Here is an 18471-nt window from a genome sequence, read left to right as displayed (position 1 = left end):
TTGTCTCCCGGTGTTCGGGCGAAACGAGGTGCGTAATCTACTCGCTGCGGCGCTCAGGCGTGCAGCTCGTTGTCGCCGCACATGGCCGTCAGAACCTGCCGGGCCCCATGCAGGCGCTCGACGGCGATCGGCCGCAAGGCCTCCCTGCAGTGGGCCTCCACGGTGGCGACCGCGCCCTGCGCCAACTGCCGGCCGCCGGGGCGCAAGGCCGCGTGGCGTCGCGGGTCCGCCTCGGGGCCGGCCACGCGTTCGGCCAGCCCGGTCTTCTCGAGCAGCACCATCCGGCGGATGAGCGCGGACATCGGCAGGCCCAGGGTGTGCGCGAGCCGGTCCAGGGGCAGGCGGGCGTCGTGCGCGCGCATCAGCAGGTGTAGGAGGGTGAAGTCGCTGAAGTTCAAGCCGTGGAACGCGCCAAGGTCTTCGTCGAGCCTCCGGTTGAGCTGGGCGTGGGCACGGGCCAGGGTCAGGCAGAAGTCGAGTGCGTCGATGTCATTCATGGCGTTCTGGGCGTTCATGGCGTGTTGTAGCCCTGCGCGCCGAAGCACTGCAATTCTTCCTGCCAGAGCGCCAGGAGCTTTTCGAGCTCGGCGGCGCGGTCGAAGGCCGGGTCTTCCGGGCGCTCCTTGACCCGGTCGATCACTTCGAAGTCGAAGGCACCGGCGCCATGTGCGAGCCAGTCGGCCTGCAAGGCCTTGTTGCGGTGCGAGCGCAGGTTGAGCTCGAACCGCGCGCGGTTCATGGCGCCTTCCACGTCGAGGCTGCCGGACACATAGATGCGGCCATCGGGTCGATGGCGCACGACGAAGACGCCAGCCGGTCGCACGTTGTCCTTGTAATGGCGTGTGAGGGCGCGTCGGGCTTCGGGTGAGAGATTCATCCGTCGAATATTACCCGGGCAAAATTGAATGTGCAATATACCCGGGTAAAATAAGGCGCTCAACTTTCCCGCAGCCGCCGCCAGCCGCGCGAGATGCGCCGGTTGATCGCCCGCACCAACCGCCAAGGGCGGCTCTGGCGAACGAGCGCGAACACGCCGTCCTTCCATGCCTTCCAGCGCGGGTACCAGCGCGCGAACCAGGGAATGCGCATCAGCGGCCCTTCGACCAGCTGGAAGATCCGCGCAACCAGCGCCGTGCCTACCAGCTTGGCCAGCACCAGCACGGTCAGCGCGGTGGCGGCATGCCCGTTGCCGAACAGGAAGAGCGCCAGCACCTTGACCGGCAGCAGCAACACCACCGGCACGAAGAACGCCAGCAGCGCGCCCCAGGGCGGCAGGCGCCGCAGGCGGTCTTCGAGGGCCGCCCAGAAGGGGAGTCGGGACAGCCGCGCCACGAGCGCCGCCAGCGGCTCCCATCCCCATTCCTCGAACAGCAACAGGGGGACGACGAGGGCCGTGGCAATGACGCGAAGAAGACCGCGCAGGACGCGCGCGAGGGAGGTCATGCGCGAAGGGTACGGCAAGGCGCGCCCCGTGGGGCGCGTGCCGTGCGGCCGGTGTGCGCTATTTCTGCTGGGCCGGCACGAAGAACAGGTACTCGCCGCGGCCGAGTTCCGGCGTGACCTCGTAGCCCGCGCACAGGTCGGTCGCGCACTGGATGATGACCACGCGCGGCCAGATCGTCGCCGAGGTCGGGTAGCCCGGCATGTACTGGGGCACGTGCCACACGCCCAGGTCGCCGACCGGCTCGGCGTTGTCGGTGCCTCGTGCGTTCTGCAGGCCGCTGCCCATGGGCATCCGCTCGACGCGCAGCACGTAGGTGGGCGGCGGGGCAGCCGCCGCGGCCGTTGCCAGGGTCGCCAGGCAACAGGCCGCCGTCCACAAGCGCAGGGTCCGGTTCATCTTGGACTCCTGGCGGTCATTGCGGGTAGGCCGTCGACCGCGGCGCGGCCGCCACGTCGCCGACCGGCTCGCCCAGCAGGCGGGCGGCGCGAATGGCGGCAACGTCGGTCGGGTCGATGGCCGTCACGGTGGCGCTGGCGACCGGCATCATGCTCACCTCGGAAACCTGCGTCGCGGGCGCCGCTTCGGCCATGGGCGCAGGCGGCGCGGGCAACGGTGCCGTCGCAGGCACGGGGCCCGGCAAGGCGACCGGTTCGGGTGGCGCGATGGCGGCCACGGGCTGCTGCACCGGCTGTGGTGCCTGCGCCGCCGGGGCTGGCGGAGCGATAGGCGCCACCGGGGCCGGAGCCAGGGGAGCCACCGGCGCCACGGGGGTCACCGCCACCGGTCGCGGCGCCGAGGGGGGCGCACCAGCGGACGAGGCCTGCGGACCGTAGGCGCTCACGCGTTCGTCCGCGCTCATCGACTGCGGGCACTTGGTGCCCGTCATCTCCAGCGCGGCCTGGGCTGCCGCGTCCATGCAGTCCATGGCGAGCGACGCGGCCTTCATGCCCTTGTTCCAGAGCTCGCGGCTCATCTTCAGGCGCTTGCAGTGTTCGTCCGTCCAGGTGGTGCCGAAACTCAATCCGACGCCCGGGCCGTTCGCGCTCGCGCTGGTGCTGCCCATGCAGGTGTCGTTGCTGGTGGTCAGGTTGGGCCCGTTGACCGACGGCACGTTCTTGATCGTGTAGCTGCCCTGGTAGTCGACGGTGCTCGTGGTGGCACCGCTGTTGTTGACGTTCTGCGTGCTGGTCAACGTGGAGTTCACGGTGCCGGGGCTGGTGAACGTCACGGCCTGGTTGTTACCCTGGGCCGACGTGGAGGCCGTGCTGGACGCCCCGTTGTTCGCGCCGCCGTTGTTGGTCGTTTGCGCCATGGTCGCCGCGGACACCGTCAGCAACGCAAAGAGAATCAGCTTCTTCATTTTTCGTCTCCTTTGATGACCGGGGAGGGGCGGGGGCCCCTCCCCATTTCTGCTTCAGCAACCGATGCGCATGCCGCTCAGGGAGCCGATGCGGTTGCGTTGGAAAACGCGATGCCGGTGGTGCCGCCACCATTGCTGAAGGTCGCTGCATTGCCGAAGTGGAAGTTGGCCACGCCGCTGGAGCCGCCGGTCGAGCCCGCGGTGGCGGAAGTCGTGGTGCCGTTGACGATCCCGTTGACGGCGCCGGACGAGGCGTTGTAGCTCGACGTGGTGCCCGAGGTGCGCGTCACCACGGCCAGGCCGCCGCCAGGTCCTGCTGCCGTCGCGGCCGTGTTGTTGGTGAGCGAGCCGGCGCCGCCACCTGCGCTGCCGCTCACGCCGTTGGCTCCGCCCGCGGCGTAGTTGGCGTTGCCGAGCGAGGTTGCATTGGCGGAGGCATTGGCGCCGCCCGCAGCCGCAGCGTTGCCCGTTGTCGCAGCCATGCTGGTCACGCTGCCCGCGGTGGTCGCGGAACCGTGCGCCGTGGCACCGCCGAGCGCAAGGCCCGGAACGGCGAATGCGCCGCCCGTGGCAGCGGCGTTGGCCGCCGAGCTGGAGTTGGCCGCGTTGTAGCTCAATGCACTGCCCGTTCCAGAGCTGGCCGCCGACGAACCGGCCGAGCTGGAGGAGCCGGTCGTCGTGCTGGTGGCCGCGATGGCCGAGCTGCCAGTTGCCGAAGCAACGCCGCCGACCAGAACCACAGCGATGGCGATGAGAGTCTTCTTCATGATGCTGCCTCTATAGGTGTGTTGAAACAAACCTGATCAACCGGACCATCCGGCCATCAGCTACCGGTCAGTGCCGCGGAAAAAGACGCTTCCGTGACGACCGAGGTGCAGTTTCTGCGTCCACCTGGCAATGAAAAATGCCCCAGGCTGGGTAATGCCAGGCTATGGCGAAAGGAGTGCCTGAAGCGGTTGCGGACGGTCACCAGAAACCGCTTCCCCACGCGACCAACACTGTAAAAACTACCACTTTCGTTGGACATTTGAGGTGAGTCGCAACAAAATGCAACCGAAGTAATCAAAAAAGCTGAAAGTAAATATCTGAGTAGAAATGAATTAACTTTTGGTCACGAACACGGTGTTCTCGTTGTTACAAAGGGGCTGGAATGGAAAGCGAAATCGACAATTCGTTGACAGACGTCGGAGCCAGGGGAACTAAATACTCCAATCCTGGACAGTTCGGAGGGCTGCTCTCACCGTCCGCCGACACCCTTCCCTGGCCGGACTTTCTGACCGGCCAGCAGACCAAACCGGTGCGCGTTCTGCTGGTCGACGACGACCCCTTCGTGCGGCGCGTCATCGCCCAGGAATTGCTGGGCGACCTGCGCATCCAGCTCGAAGGGCAGGCCGGTACCCTGCGCGAAGGACGGCGCCTGCTGCTGCAGCACGAATTCGACGTGCTGATGGTGGACATCCGCCTCGGAGACGGCAGCGGATTCGAGCTCATCGAAGAGGCCAAGCGGCACCGCAGCGCGGCCGAGATCATCGTCATCTCGGCGCTCGAGGACGAACCGCAGGTGCTGCATGCCTTCGAGCTCGGCGCCTCGGGCTACCTGGTCAAGAACGCCTGGTTCCAGAGCTATGCGCAGGCCGTGCTGCAGGTGGTCAACGGCGGGGCAGCCATCACGCCGCGGCTGGCGCGACGGCTGCTCGTGCACCTCGACCACAAGCGCTCGAACGTCAACCCGGTGCGCCCGCCCGACAGCAAGGCGACGTTATCGGCGCGGGAGCGCGAAGTGTTGCGACTTGTAGCCACGGGATATGTGACCGAAGAGATCGCACTTCAGCTCACCATCAGTGCACAAACGGTTAACGCACACGTCAAGAACATCTACCGCAAGCTGCACGCCCACACCCGGGCGCAAGCGGTGAGCTTTGCCTCCCACCGCGGTCTTTTGTAGGGCATGACATGTTCGCGCAGCAGGTCCTTTTCCTACCGCACTTTCTGGAAGACCAGTATGTGTGGCTGTCGATCGGAACCTGGGTCGTCTTGCTGACCTGGCTGCGGCACCGCGCTTCGCACCGGCGGGTGCTGATGTGGGCCGGCCTGGCCGGAGCGCTGCACCTGACACCGGTGGCGGCGCAGGTGATCCGGGGCAACGCGGCCATCAACGTCATGGCGCATGACATGCCGTTCGCGTTCTGGGCGCTCCAGGCTGTCAACCTGGTGGTGCTGGGCATGATCGTCAGCATCGGCTATTTCTCGCTGCGCCGCGTCGCGCAGGGGCGGCAGGTGCAGGCGGTGATGGCCGAGCGCCGGCGCATCGCCAACGACCTGCACGACGGCGTCGGCTCGCGGTTGCTGGCCCTGCTGGCCAGCCAGGACCCGAAGGCAGCCCACTCCGACGGGCTCTCGATGGCGCTGCAGGCCTGCCTGCTCGAACTGCAGATGACCGTGGACGACCTGGACGACCAGAGCCAGGCCACCGTCTTCGAGCGGCTGGGGCACCTGCGGTACCGGCTGCGGCCCGCATTCGAACGCATGGGCATCACGCTCGAATGGAACATCGCCTCCGAAAGCCTGGAATGCAGGGTGGGGCCCGACACGGCAACGCAGGTCTGCCGGGTCGCGCAGGAAGCCCTGTCCAACGCGCTGCGCCATTCCCGCGCAACCCGCGTGGAGTTGCGCGTCGGCGCCCAGGACCGTGCGCGCTCGCTGGTGCTCGAGGTGCGCGACAACGGCCGCGGCCTGGGCACTCCCGCCGGCGCGCCGGGGAGCCTGGGCAAGGGCCTGCGAAGCATGCGTTCGCGGGCCGATGCCATCGGCGGCGAACTGGCCATCATGGACATCGAGCCGCACGGCCTGTGCGTGCGGCTGGTGGTGCCGTGCCAGGCCTCGGCCAGCGAGCCGCACAGCGTGCTGCCCGCGACCGAAAGCATGCTGTAACACGCGCGCCGTGCCACCCGGGCGGGGGGCAGGCGCGCCTATGGCAAACTCCCGCGCTTTGCCAGGGACGCGCTCAAGCATGCAGAAAATCATTCGCCAGCTCGCCGCCGAAATCAAGGTCGGCGAGCATCAGGTGAAGGCCGCCGTCGAGCTGCTCGACGGGGGCGCCACGGTTCCATTCATCGCCCGCTACCGCAAGGAAGTCACCGACGGCCTCGACGACGTGCAGCTGCGCGAGCTGGAGGCCCGCCTTTCCTACCTGCGCGAACTCGAAGACCGCCGCGGCGCGGTGATCAAGGCCATCGACGAGCAGGGCAAGCTCACCCCCGAACTGCGCGCCGCGATCGAATTCGCGCCGACCAAGCAGGAACTCGAAGACCTGTACCTGCCGTTCAAGCAGAAGCGCCGCACCAAGGGCCAGATTGCCCGCGAATTCGGCATCGAACCCCTGGCCGACAAGCTGCTGGCCAGCCCCACGCTGGACCCCGCTGCCGAAGCGCAGGCCTTCCTGAAGCCCGCCACCACGCTGGACGACGGCAAGCCGGGCCCCGATTTTTCGACCGTCCCGCTGGTGCTCGACGGTGTGCGCGACATCCTTTCCGAGCGCTGGGCCGAAGACGCCGCGTTGGTGCAGGGCCTGCGCGAGTGGCTCTGGAGCGAAGGCCTGCTCAAGTCGAGCCTGATGTCCGGCAAGGACGAGAACAACGCCGACGTCGCCAAGTTCCGCGACTATTTCGAATACGACGAGCCCATCGGCCGCGTACCGTCGCACCGCGCGCTGGCCGTGTTCCGCGGCCGCGCGCTGGACATCCTCGACGCCAAGCTGGTGCTGCCCGTGGAGCCCGAGCCGGGCAAGCCCAGCATCGCCGAAGGCCGCATCGCGCTGCACCTGGGCTGGAGCCATGCCGGGCGCCCGTCGGACGACCTGCTGCGCAAATGCGTGGCCTGGACCTGGCGCGTGAAGCTGGCCCTGTCGACCGAGCGCGACCTGTTCACCCGCCTGCGCGAAGAGGCCGAAAAAGTCGCCATCAAGGTGTTTGCAGACAACCTGCGCGACCTGCTGCTGGCCGCACCCGCCGGCCCGCGCGTGGTGATGGGCCTGGACCCCGGCATCCGCACCGGCGTGAAGGTGGCCGTGGTGGATGCCACCGGCAAGCTGGTCGAGACCGCCACCGTGTTCCCGCACGAGCCGCGCAAGGACTGGGAAGGCTCCCTGCACACGCTGGGCAAGCTGTGCGCCAAGCACGGCGTGAACCTGATCGCCATCGGCAACGGCACCGCCAGCCGCGAGACCGACAAGCTGGCCGCCGACCTCATCAAGCTGCTCGAAAAAATGGCCGCACAGGCCGGTGCGCCTGAAATGAAGGTCGACAAGGTCGTGGTGAGCGAGGCCGGCGCCTCGGTGTACTCCGCCAGCGAATTCGCCTCGCAGGAAATGCCCGACGTGGACGTGAGCCTGCGCGGCGCCGCCTCCATTGCCCGCCGCCTGCAGGACCCGCTGGCCGAACTCGTGAAGATCGACCCCAAGAGCATCGGCGTGGGCCAGTACCAGCACGACGTGAACCAGAGCGAACTCGCGCGCACCCTGCAGGCCGTGGTCGAAGACTGCGTGAACTCGGTGGGCGTGGACCTGAACACCGCCAGCGTGCCTTTGCTGTCGCGCGTGTCGGGCCTGTCGGCCAGCGTGGCCAAGGCGGTGGTGCGCTGGCGCGAAGCCAACGGCGCGTTCTCCACCCGCAAGCAGCTGCTTGACGTGGGCGGCTTCGGCCCCAAGGCCTTCGAGCAGAGCGCGGGTTTCCTGCGCATCCGCGGCGGCGCCGACCCGCTGGACATCACCGGCGTGCACCCGGAAACCTATCCGCTGGTCGAGCAGATCATCGTGAAGACCGGCAAGCCCATCGCCGAGCTGATGGGCCGCGCCGACATGCTCAAGACCCTGAAGCCCGAGCTGTTCGCCAACGAGAAGTTCGGCGTCATCACGGTCAAGGACATCCTGGGCGAGCTGGAAAAGCCCGGCCGCGACCCGCGCCCCGACTTCAAGGTGGCGCGCTTCAACGACGGCGTGGACGACATCAAGGACCTGGTCGAGGGCATGATCCTCGAGGGCACCGTGAGCAACGTGGCCCAGTTCGGCGCCTTCATCGACCTGGGCGTGCACCAGGACGGCCTGGTCCACGTGAGCCAGCTGAGCCACAAGTTCGTGACCGACGCGCGCGAGGTCGTCAAGACCGGCGACATCGTCAAGGTCAAGGTGATGGAAGTGGACGTGGCGCGCAAGCGCATCGGGCTGTCGATGAAGCTCGATGCGGCCCCGGCACGGCGCGACGGGCCACGCGACAACCGCTTCGAAGGTGTGGGGCGCGGCCAGCAGCAGCAAGGACGGCGCGACAACTCGCCGCAGCCGGCGGGGCAGATGGCCAGCGCGTTTGCCAAGTTGCAGGGGTTGCGCAAGTAGCAGATCGGTTGGCGGCATCAGGGCTCGATGCCGCAGGCAGGCCGTACGAGCGTTGAACCGTCACAAACCAGTCTGATAGAGCGACTGCCATGAAATCCTGGTCAGTGCGAAATGCAAAGGCGCAGTTCAACGAGATTCTGGATACTTGCCGGACCGAAGGCCCGCAGGCCCTGACCGAGCGTGGTGCCGTGGTCGCTGTGCTCGTGCCGGCTGGCGAATGGTTAGAACTTCAGGCAAGTAGCAAGCCATCGCTCAAGGACCTGTTGCTTTCAGCGGGCGCTCGCACCGAATTTCTCGTTCCTTCCAGAGGTGTTGCGTGTGAGCGCCGCGCTTTATGGGCCTTGAAGTCGACCCAGGCATGAAAGCCCTGCGCATCTACGCCGGCCCCGCGGCCCGCAAGCACATCGAACAGCACGGCCTGCGCCCGCAGGACGTGCGCACCGTCCCCGGCGCGGCAGGCGGGCCCAAGGGCCTGATCCTCGGGCCGCTCGACCGGTTCATCTTCGGGCGCTGGCTCGCGCAGGCGAGCCAGCCGGTGCACCTGGTGGGCGCGTCCATCGGCGCGTGGCGGCTTTCGACGGCCTGCCTGTCCGACCCCGAGGCGGCGTTCCGGCGCTTCGAGCACGACTATGTGCACCAGCAGTTCGAAATGCCTTCCGGGCAGAAGCGGCTCAGCCCGCGTCAGCTCAGCGACCAGTTCGCCCAAGGGCTCGAAGACTTCTACGGCGGGCGCATTGCCGAGGTGCTGAACCACCCGCGCTACCGCCTGCACGTGGTGACCTCGCGCGGGCGCCACATCCTCGGGCGCGAGGGCAGGGCGCGCACGCCGGTCGGCTACCTGGGTGCCTTTGCCACCAACAGCCTGCACCGCAAGAGCCTGGGCGTCTGGCTGGAACGCTGCGTGTTCTCCACGCCCGGCGCGGCGCTGCCTTTCGGCACGCGCGACCTGCGCACGCGCCAGCATGCGCTGAGCGAGGCCAACTTCAACATGGTGCTGCAGGCCTCGTGTTCCATTCCGTTCCTGCTGGCGGCCGTGCATGACATTCCGGGCGCGCCGCGCGGCGCCTACTGGGACGGCGGCATCACCGACTACCACCTGCACCTGGACTACCAGCCCGCGGACGAAGGCATCGTGCTCTACCCGCACTTCCAGCAGGCCGTGGTGCCGGGCTGGCTCGACAAGGGCCTGCGCTGGCGCCACAAATCCACCGGCTTCCTCGACCGCATGGTGGTGCTGGCGCCCGACCCCGACTGGGTGCGCTCGCTGCCCAACGGCAAGCTGCCCGACCGCAAGGACTTCATTCACTTCGCCCACGACGCGCAGGCGCGCATCGCGGCCTGGGATCGGGCCACGCGCGAGGCGCAGCGTCTGTCCGACGAGTTCGAGGCCTGGCTTCAGCGCGACGGCGTGCCCGAACTGCTGCCGCTCTGAGCCGCCACCAGCGGCGCTGCGCAATCGAGGATGTTCACATGCACCTCGTCGCCGAGCCTGAGTTCGGCGCCCGCGGGCAGGCGCGCCGTGCCCAGCGAGCGGGTGTGAACGCCGCCGTTGCGGTAGCGCACGACGGCGTAGGGGGCGCTTCCGCCGCCCGGCGCGCCGCAGTCGCGATCGACGGTGCCGGCCAGGTCGGCGGCCCGGCCCACCGCCACGACCTGCGCGGCGCGCCAGCCGGCGGAATGATCGAAGGAATGCGCGTCGAAGGCCGTGCAGCCGCCCAGCGCCAGCGCCCACAGCACGGCGGCCCGGCCGGCGGACCTCACGGCAGAGCTCCAGCCGCCGGCCCGATGGCTGCCGTGGCCTGGATCTCCACGCGGTACTCCGAATCGATGAGCTTCGCGCCCACCGTGGCGCGCGCGGGCGTGTGGCCCTGGGGTACCCATTCGTCCCACACCGAGTTCATGGCCGCGTAGTCGCCCACGGTGCGCAGGTAGATCGTCACGCTCACCAGGTCGTGTTTGGTCGCGCCCTGGGTGGCGAGCATGTGGTCGATCTGGTGCAGGATCTCACGCGTCTGCCCCGTGATGTCCAGCGACGGGTTCTCCGCCACCTGGCCCGACAGGTACAGCAGGCGGGCGTTGCCCAGGTCGACGGTCACCATCTCGCTGAAGCGGGGGCCCATTTCGTGGCGAAGGATGTTCATGGCTGTGCCGGTTCTTGTTGTGTGCGGGATGAATCGGCGAGCTGCGCCGGCGCTGCGTTCCACCAGCCGCCGCCCAGGGCCTGGAAGAGGGCGGCCGCATCCGTCAGCCGCAGCGCGCGTGCCTGCACCAGGTTGAGCTGCGCCTGCTGCTGGGCCTGCTGCGCCACGCGCAGCGACAGCGCGCTGGCGTCGCCCAGCCGCACCTGCGTGCGTGTGCGCGCCAGGCTTTGCGACGCGGTGCGCTCCGCCGTCACGGCGGCCTGCAGCGTGCGCGTGTCGGCGGCGATGGCTTCCAGCGTGTTGGCCACGTCCTGGAACGCGCCCAGCACCGTGGCGCGGTATTGCGCGGCGGCCTGGTCGAACGAGGCGCGCGCGGCGGCCTCCTTGTGCCTGAGCGCGCCGCCGTCGAACACCGGCTGCGTCACGCTGGCCGCCAGGGTCCAGAACAGCGAGGACGACTTGAACAGCTGCGACAGCGTGTACGCCGACGAGCCGTAGTTCACGCCCAGCGTCACGTTGGGCAGCCGGGCCGCCACGGCCACGCCGATGGCGGCGCTCGCGGCCTGCAATTGCGCTTCGGCCGCGCGCACGTCGGGCCGGTGCTCCACCAACGTGGACGGCAGCGTCAGCGGCAGTTCCGCAGGCAGTTGCAAGGCATCGAGCTCGAAATGCGCCGCCACGCCTTCACTGGGGTAGCGGCCCGCCAGCGTGGCGAGCAGGTTGCGCTGCTGCGCCAGTTGCTTGTCCAGCGGCGGCAGCGTGGCCTCGGTGGCGGCCAGCGAGGCCTCCTGCGCATCGACGTCGGCCAGCGCCACCTGGCCCAGCTGCTGCTGCTTGCGGTAGGCCTGCAGCACCTCCTTCTGGTCCGCGACGATGGCCTGCGTGGCGCGCTGCTGGGCGCGCAGCGAAGCCTCGGTGATCGCCGCGGCCACCACGTTGCTGCTCAGCGAGAGCTTCGCGGCCAGGGTCTGAAAGCGCTGCTGCTCGGTCTGCGCCTGCGCGCCCTCGACCTGCCGGCGCGTGGCGCCGAACACGTCGGGCGTGTACGACACGGTCACCTGCGCCGTGTGCAGCGTGTAGAGGTTGGCGTTCGACGACACCGGGCTCGCGACCGCACCCGCCACGCGCTGCCGCGTGGGCGAATAGCCCACCGCCACGCTGGGCCAGAAGGCGGCGCGGTCGGCGGCCTCGTTCTCCTGCGCCACGCGCAGCGCGGCGTCGGCCGCCTCGATGTTCGGGTTGCCCGCCAGGCTCTGCACGATCAGCGCGTTCAGCGGCTCCGAGCGGAAGGCCTGCCACCACTGGGCCGGCACGTCGAGCTCGGGCGACAGGCGCGGCAGGGGCACGCCCTCGGCCTGCGTGGGCTCGGGGGGCGCGGCGGTGTACCCGCTCGGCAGGTTCAGCGGCGGGCGCACATAGTCGGGCCCGACCGCGCAACCGCCCAGCAGCAGCGCCATCGCTGCCGCCATGGGGGTTGCAAGACTTGTTTTCTTCATGGTGTCTGTCTCCCGCGCCTTCTCACCGGTCACGCCGGGAGCGCGCACCCCAGCCCTTGCGCTCGAAGAACCGTTCGAGCGCGAAAAACAGCGTCGGCAAGATGAACAGCGTCAGCAGCGTCGACACCACCAGCCCGCCCACCACCACCGTAGCCAGTCCGCGCTGCACGTCGGTGCCCACGCCGGTGGCCAGCGCGGCCGGCAGCATGCCGACCGAGGCCACCGTGGCCGTCATCAGCACCGGGCGCAGCCGCTCGGCCGCGCCTTCGAGCACCGACGCCTGCAGCGCCAACCCCTCGCCCCGCACGCGGCGGAAGTTCGCGACCATGATGATCCCGTTCTGTATCGACACGCCGAACAGCGCGATGAAGCCCACGGCCGTGGCCACGTTCAGCGTCTCGCCCGCCACGTGCACCGCGATCAGCCCGCCCAGCGTGGCCATCGGCACCACGCCCAGGATCAGCGCCACCTGGCGGATCTTGCCGAACTGGAAGAACAGCAGCACCGCCATGATGCAGACCACGATGGCCAGCGAAATGCCCAGGCGCGACTGCGCGCGCTGCTGGTTCTCGAACTGGCCCGCCCACTGCAGCCGGAACTTCGCCGGGTCGAACTTCACTTCCTTGGCGATCCGGTCCCGGGCTTCGTCGAGGTAGGAGGCCAGGTCGCGGTCGCGGTTGTCCACCCGCACGGTGATCTGCCGCTCGTTCATCTCGTGCGAGATGGTGCTTTCGCCGGTCTGCAGCCGGATGTCGGCCACCTGCGCGAGCGGCACCTTCGCGCCGCTGGAGCTGTTGAGCAGCAGCGCGCCGATGGCCTCGGTGTTGCCCTTGGCGCTCCTGGGCATCTTCACCGACACGTTGTAGGTGCGGTTGCCCGCGTACACCGTGATCACCGGCGCGCCGCCGATGCCGGTCTGGATGAGGTTGGCCACGTCGTTCGCATTCACCCCGAAGCGCGCCGCCGCCTCGCGGTTCAGCGCGATCACCACCTGCGGGATCGGCGGCTCCTGGAACAGCGACGCCGACGCCGTGCCGCGCACCGTGCCCAGCAGCTCGACGATCTGGTTGCCGATGCGGCGGCTTTCCTTGAGGTCGTCGCCGTAGATGCGCAGCACCAGCGGGCTGTGCGCGCCGCCCACGGCGTCGTTCACGCCGTCGATGATCGGCTGGCTGATGCCCACGTCGAAGCCCGGCATGCGCGCGAAGCGCTCGGTGAGCGTGCGCACGAAGGCGGCCTTGTTCACGCCCGCCGGCCACTCGCTGTAGGGCTTCAGGCCCACGGGCACTTCCATGTGCGAAGGCGTCCACGGGTCGGTGCCGTCGTCGTTGCGGCCCAGCTGCGTCACCACGTAGGACACCTCGGGGTACTCGAGCAGCACATGCCGCATCTCGGTCGCCATCTCGCTGGCCTTGTCCAGCGACAGGCCCGAGGGCAACTGCACCTGCAGCCACAGCGCGCCTTCGTCGATGTCGGGCAAGAACTCGCGCCCGGCCGTGGCGCCGAGCACCACCACCGCAGCCAGCGCCACGGCGCTCAGGGCGTAGGCGATGGACGGCGTGTTCAGCAACCGGCCAAGCACGCGGCGGTACGCCCCCGTGAGCCACACCAGCGGCTTGTTGACGAAGGGCTTGCTCGGCTTGCGCAGCGCCACGTAGGCCAGGCTCGGAATGAGCGTGAGCGCGCACAGCAGGGCGCCCACCAGCGCGTAGCCCACGGTGAAGGCCATCGGCTTGAACAGCTTGCCCTCGGCGCGCTCGAAGGCAAAGAGCGGAAAGTACGCCGTGATGATGATCAGCGTGGCGAAGAAGATCGGCCCCGACACATGGCTCACGGTTTCGAGGATGTTGCCCTCGGTGAGCGTGGCGTTGGGCTCTTCCTCGCGCCGCCGAAGAATGGCCTCCATCACCACGATGGCCCCGTCCACGATGATGCCGAAGTCGATCGCGCCCAGCGAGAACAGGTTGGCCGGCATGCGCGTGAAGTGCATCACGATGAACACCGTGACCAGCGACATCGGAATGGCCACCGCCGCCACCACCGCGCTGCGCGGGCTGCCCAGGAAAAGAATGAGCACGAAGCACACCAGCGCCATGCCTTCGAGCACCGTGTGCGTCACCTTGTCGACCGTGAGCTTCACCAGGTCGTCGCGGTCGATGTAGGGCACGATCTTCACGCCCATGGGCGCGAGCTCGGCCTGCAGTTCGTCGATTTTCCTGTGCACGCCTTCGAGCACGCGCGAGGGGTTCTCGTACTTCAACATCAGCACGATGCCTTCGATGGTGTCGGGGTTGGTGTCCTTGCCCAGGATGCCGCCGCGCTCCTGGTGGCCGAACTGCAGCTGCCCCAGGTCGCGCACCAGCACCGGCGAGCCGCCGTTCTGCGCCACCACCACCGTGCCCAGGTCGTCCAGCGTGTGGATCTGCCCGATGCCGCGCACCACGTAGCTCTGGTCGCCGCGCGCAATGCGCCCGCCGCCCGCGTTGGCGCTGTTGTTGTTGATGGCGGTGACCACGTCGTTGAGCACCAGCCCGTATTTCTGCAGCCGCGCCGGGTCCAGCTCCAGCTGGAACTCCTTGGTGAAGCCGCCGAAGTTGTTGATGTCGACCACACCGGCCACCTGCTTGAGCGCGGGAATCACCTTCCAGCGCTGCAGCTCCGACAGCTCCATGAGGTTCTTGGTGTCCGACTCCAGCGTGTAGCGGTAGATCTCGCCCGCCGGCCCCGCGACCGGCCCCAGGCCCGGCTGGGCGCCCGAAGGCAGCGTGACCTGCCCGATGCGCTCGGTCACGCGCTGGCGCGCGAAGTAGTCGTCGGTGCCGTCCTTGAAGCTCAGGTTGATCAGCGACAGCCCGAAGGTGCTGCTCGAGCGTATGGATGCCAGCCCCGGCGTGTTGCTCAGCGCGCGCTCCAGCGGCGTGGTGATCTGCTGCTCGATCTCTTCCGCGGCCAGGCCGTTGACCTGCGTGGTGACCTGCACCGTCACGTCGCCGAGGTCGGGATACGCCTCGACCGTCATCTGCGTCCACGACCAGGCGCCGAACAGCACCAGCGCGATCGACATCGCCCAGGCCAGGTGCCTGCGGCGAAAGAACTGGGTGATGATGAGATTAATCATTCAGCAGCACACCGCCACGCACCACCACGCGCTCGCCCGCGGCCAGGCCGCTGCGGATGCGCACGCTGTCGCCGTCCTCGCGGCCCAGCTCCACCATGCGGCGCACGAAGGTCCAGGGTTCGGCCTCCACGAACACGCTCACGCTGTCGTTGTTCATCAGCAGCGCCGAGGCCGGCACCTGCGCCTGCGCCGCCTGCGGCACGCCGAGCACCGCGGTGGCGTACATGTTGGGCTTGAACAGGCCCTCGGGGTTGGCGAACACGATGCGCGCGCGCGCGCGGCGCGTGTCCGCGTCGAGCACCGCGCTCACGAAGCCCACCTTGCCGCTGAAGCTGCGCCCCGGGTAGGCCGCCAGCGTGACCACCGCGTTCTGCCCGGGCGCCACCGCGCCCACCACGCTCTCGGGCACGTTCACCGTGACCCAGACCGAATCGAGGTTCGAGACGGTCATGAGCGCTGCGTTGGCGTCGTTCAGGTTGGCGCCCGCGGCGGCGTTCAGGGCCGTCACGGTGCCGGCCATGGGCGCGACGATCTTCAGCACCTGGCCAGCGGCACTCCCGGTGCCGTCCGCGCCCAGGCTGCGCAGCCGCGCCTCGCTGCGGCGCAGCTCCGCCGTCTGCTGAGCGACGCTGCTCTGCGCGGCTTCCACATCCTTGGCCGCGTTGGAGCCGGCCTCGTTCACGCCGCGCGCACGCACCAGGGCGCGCTGCGCCAGGTCGAGTGCATCGCGCGCCTTTTGCGCATCGGCCACGGCCTGCGCCAGGTCGGGCGCGCTCATGGTGGCCAGCACCTGCCCGCGCTTCACGCTGTCGCCCAGGCGCACCTTCAGCTCGAGCAGCTTGCCCGTCAGCGGCGGCAGGATGTTGACGGTGTTGGCCGGGTTGGCCTCCACCGTGGCCGGCAGGCTCACGTCGTGCGGCGAGGTCTGCTGGCCCACCGTGGCCACCAGCAGCCGGTCGCGCAGCGGGGAGCCGGCGGGCACGCTCAGGCGGTTGCCCTGGCGCACGAGCATCGGCGCGGGGGCGGCGGCCACCGTAGTGGCGGCATGGGCCGTGTTGTCGAACGAGTCGACGCACAGCGCCGCGCAGGTCAGCACGCCGAAAAAGATGCGGGCGTTGGTGACCTGGTACAGGGATTTTTTCTTCTTCATCATCTCGGGCTCCATCTCAAGCGAGCGGGTCAGTAGCTGGACAGGCGCGCCGCGCACGGAATGCCTTTCCGTGCCCTCGATCCGCTCCCGTCCCCTGCCGGGGAGGGTAGAAAAAAGTGCCTGAAGAAGCGCCCAAGAAATCCTGAAGATTTCTTCAGGATCGGCCGGTGCGGCGGGTGCGCCCTGTGCGGCATGCCGGCAACGGCCTGCAGTCAGGAAGACGCGGCATGATCCGCGCCATGAGAATTCTGCTGATCGAAGACGACCGCAAGGCCGCGCGGCTGCTCGCGCGCGGGCTGCAGGAAGAGGGCTTCGTGGTCGACGTGGTGCACACGGCCGAAGAGGGCGACGAGGAAGCCTTCGTCATCGCCTACGACCTCATCGTGCTCGACTGGATGCTGCCCGGCAAGGACGGCCTGACGCTGTGCCGCGACCTGCGCCAGCGCGGCTGCAAGACGCCCGTGCTGATGCTCACCGCCCGCGACGCGCTGAGCGACCGCGTGGCCGGCCTGAACACCGGCGCCGACGACTACCTGACCAAGCCCTTCGCCTTCGACGAACTGCTGGCGCGCGTGCGCGCCTTGCTGCGGCGCTCGGAGATCATGCGGCCCGTGGTGCTGTCGCTGGCCGACCTGAGCCTGGACCCCCTGAGCCAGCGTGTGCTGCGCGGCGGCACGGTGCTGGAGCTGACGCACAAGGAGTTCGCCATCCTGCAGATATTGCTGCGCCACGTGGGCGAGGTGGTGAGCCGCTCGCGCCTGGCCGAGCAGGTGTGGAAGGACGACCTGATCGCCATCGACAACCTGATCGACGTGCACATCGGCAACCTGCGCCGCAAGGTCGATGCGCCGCCGCACGCGCCGCTGATCCAGACCGTGCGCGGGCGCGGCTTCAGGCTGGCCGTGGCCGACGAGAACAGCGGCGGCCCCGGCGGCATGGCAGTGCATGCTTAGCTTTCGCAAGCGGCTGGCGCTGGCCCACGTCAGCGCGATCGTGGTGGTGATGGCCATCGCCGCCTTCGGCTCGTACCTGGTGTTTGCGCGCAACGTGCACCGCGAGCTCGACGCGGCGCTGCTCGCGCTGGCCGAAACCGAGCTGGGCATGCTGCTGTCGGCCGGCGAGGGCGACACCGTGATCGTGCACGAGGCCCCGCCCGGGCCCGGCGCGCCGTCGTTCGTGCGTCTGGACCGGCTGGTGCAGATCGTCGATGCGCAAGGCGACGTGCTGGCGCGCAGCGCCAACCTGGGCGAGGCGCAGTTGCCCATTCCCCCGGTGCTGCGCGAGCGGCTCGCCGCAGGCGAGACCGTGTTCGAAACGCTCGACGGCTTCGGCGAGGAGCCCACGCGCATGGTGTCGGTGCCGGTGCCGCAAGGCGCATCGGGCAAGGGCACCTTGCTGGCCGTGCAGGTCGCAGGCTCGCTCGACGACGTGAACCGCACCGTGGCCATGGCCAGCGTGCTCTTCGTCATTCTTGGCGGTGCGTTGCTGCTGGCGCTGGGTGCGGCGGGTGCATTGATCACGCGGCGCGCCTTCGGCGCCATCGACGACGTGGTGCTGCAGGCGCACCGCATCGGCGACGCGAACCTCGGAGAGCGGCTGCCGCACCCCGGAACGAACGACGAGATCGGCCGGCTGGTCGACACCCTCAACGACATGCTGGCGCGCATCGAGCACGGCATGGAGGCGCAGCGGCGCTTCACCTCCGATGCGTCGCACGAGCTGCGCTCGCCGCTGTCGCGCCTGCGCACCGAGCTGGAGCTGGCCCTGCGCCGGCCGCGCGAGCCGGCCGCCTATGTGGAGACGCTGCATTCCTCGCTGGAGGAGGTGGAGTCGCTCACGCTGCTGGTCGAAGAACTGCTGGTGCTGGCACGGCTCGATGCGGGTCAGGAGCGCGACGCGGCGGAGACCGTGTCGTTGAACGTGCTCGCGGAAGAGGCCGTTCGGCGGCTGGAGCCGATGGCCAGGGAGCGGCGGCTGGAGCTGCTGCTGGCGCCCGCACCGCCCGTGGCCGCACGGGTGGCACGCGGTGCGGCGAGCCTGGCGCTGGCCAACCTGCTGGACAACGCGCTCAAGTTCTCGCCGGCCGGCACCACGGTGCGCGTGAGCCTGCGCGCGGACGTGGAAGCGAACGAGGCCGTCATCAGCGTGTCGGACCGCGGCCCCGGCATTCGCGGCGACGAACTCCCGCACCTGTTCGAGCGCTTCTACCGCGGCGCCACCGCGCGCTCGGACGAGAAGACGCCGGGCCTCGGCTTGGGCCTGGCGCTGTCGCAGGCCGTGGTGCATGCGCACGGCGGGCGCATCGAGGCGGCGAACGAAAGCGGCGGCGGTGCGCGCTTCGACATGCGCTTGCCGCTGGCGCGGTGAGCGTGCTTC

Annotated in this window: 18 protein-coding genes; 7 read left to right on the top strand and 11 right to left on the bottom strand. The window is 69.0% G+C overall.

The window, feature by feature from the left end; translation table 11 throughout:
• Positions 1-53: 53 nt before the first annotated feature.
• From ACSFBM_RS25815 to ACSFBM_RS25790, 6 genes are all read right to left on the bottom strand, one after another.
• Positions 54-515 (bottom strand): MarR family winged helix-turn-helix transcriptional regulator, encoded by a 462-nt coding sequence (locus ACSFBM_RS25815; protein ID WP_435486950.1) that lies wholly within the window; start codon positions 513-515, stop codon positions 54-56.
• Positions 512-799: a GIY-YIG nuclease family protein gene (locus ACSFBM_RS25810; RefSeq protein ID WP_435486949.1), complete on the bottom strand. Its 288-nt coding sequence runs from the start codon at positions 797-799 to the stop codon at positions 512-514. Before ACSFBM_RS25810 ends, ACSFBM_RS25815 begins: the two co-directional genes overlap by 4 nt.
• 137 nt (positions 800-936) lie before the next feature.
• Positions 937-1443, bottom strand: coding sequence for a hypothetical protein (locus tag ACSFBM_RS25805; RefSeq protein ID WP_435486948.1), 507 nt, complete (start codon positions 1441-1443; stop codon positions 937-939).
• A gap of 58 nt (positions 1444-1501) precedes the next feature.
• Positions 1502-1840 carry a hypothetical protein gene (locus ACSFBM_RS25800; protein ID WP_435440234.1) on the bottom strand — a complete coding sequence of 113 codons (339 nt, stop codon included), beginning with the start codon at positions 1838-1840 and terminating at the stop codon, positions 1502-1504.
• A gap of 16 nt (positions 1841-1856) precedes the next feature.
• Entirely contained in the window at positions 1857-2804 is a 948-nt protein-coding gene (locus ACSFBM_RS25795) for a hypothetical protein (RefSeq protein ID WP_435486947.1), read from the bottom strand.
• Between the two features lie 77 nt (positions 2805-2881).
• Complete coding sequence (locus tag ACSFBM_RS25790) at positions 2882-3571, bottom strand: hypothetical protein (protein ID WP_435486946.1); 690 nt, start codon at positions 3569-3571, stop codon at positions 2882-2884.
• A gap of 383 nt (positions 3572-3954) precedes the next feature.
• On the opposite strand from ACSFBM_RS25790, the gene ACSFBM_RS25785 reads away from it, so the two are divergent.
• From ACSFBM_RS25785 to ACSFBM_RS25765, 5 genes are all read left to right on the top strand, one after another.
• Positions 3955-4749 carry a LuxR C-terminal-related transcriptional regulator gene (locus tag ACSFBM_RS25785; RefSeq protein WP_435440231.1) on the top strand — a complete coding sequence of 265 codons (795 nt, stop codon included), beginning with the start codon at positions 3955-3957 and terminating at the stop codon, positions 4747-4749.
• A gap of 59 nt (positions 4750-4808) precedes the next feature.
• Positions 4809-5735, top strand: a complete 927-nt coding sequence (locus tag ACSFBM_RS25780; RefSeq protein WP_435486945.1) for a sensor histidine kinase — start codon at positions 4809-4811, stop codon at positions 5733-5735.
• A gap of 79 nt (positions 5736-5814) precedes the next feature.
• Complete coding sequence (locus ACSFBM_RS25775; RefSeq protein WP_435486944.1) at positions 5815-8190, top strand: Tex family protein; 2376 nt, start codon at positions 5815-5817, stop codon at positions 8188-8190.
• Between the two features lie 89 nt (positions 8191-8279).
• The gene (locus ACSFBM_RS25770) at positions 8280-8552 is read left to right on the top strand and encodes a type II toxin-antitoxin system Phd/YefM family antitoxin (RefSeq protein ID WP_435486943.1); all 273 of its coding nucleotides are present in this window, start codon (positions 8280-8282) and stop codon (positions 8550-8552) included.
• On the top strand, positions 8549-9622 hold the full coding sequence (locus tag ACSFBM_RS25765) for a patatin-like phospholipase domain-containing protein (protein ID WP_435486942.1): 1074 nt from the start codon (positions 8549-8551) through the stop codon (positions 9620-9622). The genes ACSFBM_RS25770 and ACSFBM_RS25765 overlap by 4 nt, the downstream gene beginning before the upstream one ends.
• Here the strand turns inward: ACSFBM_RS25765 and ACSFBM_RS25760 are convergent.
• From ACSFBM_RS25760 to ACSFBM_RS25740, 5 genes are read right to left on the bottom strand one after another with little or no spacing between them, the layout of a single operon-like run.
• Entirely contained in the window at positions 9586-9951 is a 366-nt protein-coding gene (locus ACSFBM_RS25760; RefSeq protein WP_435486941.1) for a hypothetical protein, read from the bottom strand. The two genes, ACSFBM_RS25765 and ACSFBM_RS25760, sit on opposite strands and share 37 nt — an antisense overlap.
• On the bottom strand, positions 9948-10331 hold the full coding sequence (locus tag ACSFBM_RS25755; RefSeq protein WP_435486940.1) for a RidA family protein: 384 nt from the start codon (positions 10329-10331) through the stop codon (positions 9948-9950). Before ACSFBM_RS25755 ends, ACSFBM_RS25760 begins: the two co-directional genes overlap by 4 nt.
• On the bottom strand, positions 10328-11827 hold the full coding sequence (locus ACSFBM_RS25750) for an efflux transporter outer membrane subunit (protein ID WP_435486939.1): 1500 nt from the start codon (positions 11825-11827) through the stop codon (positions 10328-10330). Before ACSFBM_RS25750 ends, ACSFBM_RS25755 begins: the two co-directional genes overlap by 4 nt.
• A gap of 22 nt (positions 11828-11849) precedes the next feature.
• On the bottom strand, positions 11850-14945 hold the full coding sequence (locus tag ACSFBM_RS25745; RefSeq protein ID WP_435486938.1) for an efflux RND transporter permease subunit: 3096 nt from the start codon (positions 14943-14945) through the stop codon (positions 11850-11852).
• A complete protein-coding gene (locus tag ACSFBM_RS25740; protein ID WP_435486937.1) occupies positions 14938-16095 on the bottom strand; it encodes an efflux RND transporter periplasmic adaptor subunit in 1158 nt (385 codons plus the stop codon). Before ACSFBM_RS25740 ends, ACSFBM_RS25745 begins: the two co-directional genes overlap by 8 nt.
• A 239-nt stretch (positions 16096-16334) precedes the next feature.
• On the opposite strand from ACSFBM_RS25740, the gene ACSFBM_RS25735 reads away from it, so the two are divergent.
• Together ACSFBM_RS25735 and ACSFBM_RS25730 are read left to right on the top strand one after the other, a co-directional pair.
• Positions 16335-17048, top strand: a complete 714-nt coding sequence (locus ACSFBM_RS25735) for a response regulator transcription factor (protein WP_435486936.1) — start codon at positions 16335-16337, stop codon at positions 17046-17048.
• Entirely contained in the window at positions 17041-18462 is a 1422-nt protein-coding gene (locus ACSFBM_RS25730) for a sensor histidine kinase (protein ID WP_435486935.1), read from the top strand. The genes ACSFBM_RS25735 and ACSFBM_RS25730 overlap by 8 nt, the downstream gene beginning before the upstream one ends.
• Positions 18463-18471: the final 9 nt, after the last annotated feature.

Origin of the sequence: Variovorax pasteuri (genome assembly GCF_051216435.1) — a bacterium.
GTDB lineage: Bacteria > Pseudomonadota > Gammaproteobacteria > Burkholderiales > Burkholderiaceae_C > Variovorax.
This window is presented reverse-complemented; position numbering and strand designations above follow the sequence as displayed.

Coding starts and splice junctions, on each gene's coding strand:
- ACSFBM_RS25815 (WP_435486950.1), bottom strand. CDS start 515: ATGAACGCCCAGAACGCCATGAATGACATCGACGCACTCGACTTCTGC.
- ACSFBM_RS25745 (WP_435486938.1), bottom strand. CDS start 14,945: ATGATTAATCTCATCATCACCCAGTTCTTTCGCCGCAGGCACCTGGCC.
- ACSFBM_RS25740 (WP_435486937.1), bottom strand. CDS start 16,095: ATGAAGAAGAAAAAATCCCTGTACCAGGTCACCAACGCCCGCATCTTT.
- ACSFBM_RS25730 (WP_435486935.1), top strand. CDS start 17,041: ATGCTTAGCTTTCGCAAGCGGCTGGCGCTGGCCCACGTCAGCGCGATC.
- ACSFBM_RS25775 (WP_435486944.1), top strand. CDS start 5,815: ATGCAGAAAATCATTCGCCAGCTCGCCGCCGAAATCAAGGTCGGCGAG.
- ACSFBM_RS25735 (WP_435486936.1), top strand. CDS start 16,335: ATGAGAATTCTGCTGATCGAAGACGACCGCAAGGCCGCGCGGCTGCTC.
- ACSFBM_RS25770 (WP_435486943.1), top strand. CDS start 8,280: ATGAAATCCTGGTCAGTGCGAAATGCAAAGGCGCAGTTCAACGAGATT.
- ACSFBM_RS25800 (WP_435440234.1), bottom strand. CDS start 1,840: ATGAACCGGACCCTGCGCTTGTGGACGGCGGCCTGTTGCCTGGCGACC.
- ACSFBM_RS25790 (WP_435486946.1), bottom strand. CDS start 3,571: ATGAAGAAGACTCTCATCGCCATCGCTGTGGTTCTGGTCGGCGGCGTT.
- ACSFBM_RS25785 (WP_435440231.1), top strand. CDS start 3,955: ATGGAAAGCGAAATCGACAATTCGTTGACAGACGTCGGAGCCAGGGGA.
- ACSFBM_RS25750 (WP_435486939.1), bottom strand. CDS start 11,827: ATGAAGAAAACAAGTCTTGCAACCCCCATGGCGGCAGCGATGGCGCTG.
- ACSFBM_RS25765 (WP_435486942.1), top strand. CDS start 8,549: ATGAAAGCCCTGCGCATCTACGCCGGCCCCGCGGCCCGCAAGCACATC.
- ACSFBM_RS25795 (WP_435486947.1), bottom strand. CDS start 2,804: ATGAAGAAGCTGATTCTCTTTGCGTTGCTGACGGTGTCCGCGGCGACC.
- ACSFBM_RS25805 (WP_435486948.1), bottom strand. CDS start 1,443: ATGACCTCCCTCGCGCGCGTCCTGCGCGGTCTTCTTCGCGTCATTGCC.
- ACSFBM_RS25755 (WP_435486940.1), bottom strand. CDS start 10,331: ATGAACATCCTTCGCCACGAAATGGGCCCCCGCTTCAGCGAGATGGTG.